1 pseudogene is annotated in these 327 nt (G+C 44.6%); it reads left to right on the forward strand.

Going from position 1 to position 327, the window contains the following annotated elements:
• Positions 1 to 25: 25 nt before the first annotated feature.
• A pseudogene (locus CWC02_RS20655) lies at positions 26 to 327 on the forward strand (protein TonB); the annotation flags it as partial.

The raw sequence follows: 327 nt of genomic DNA on the forward strand, positions 1-327 counted from the left end.
AGAAGCATCATAAGGAATGTGAGCAATGCGTTATATAGTTGCATTAATCATCGCTGGTATCGTGACAGTTATGCTATTTTTAGGCATGAAGGCACTGATCACCGTTCGTGAAGGGGCCATGTCTGAGCCCGTAAATGGAAACGTACTTGATATTGTTCGTCAGAAAAAAGAAGAGCCAGGGCAAAAGAAAGAACGAAAACCGCAAAAGCCACCAACGCCAAAAGAGCCACCTACACCAATGGAAGCACCGCAAATCCAAAACAGGAATCCTAACGCGAGTAATGCCAACTTAGACTTTCGTGCCAGTGTTGAAGCCGACCTAAACTT

Source organism: Pseudoalteromonas sp. S2721 (assembly GCF_005887425.1).
Classification (GTDB): domain Bacteria; phylum Pseudomonadota; class Gammaproteobacteria; order Enterobacterales; family Alteromonadaceae; genus Pseudoalteromonas; species Pseudoalteromonas simplex.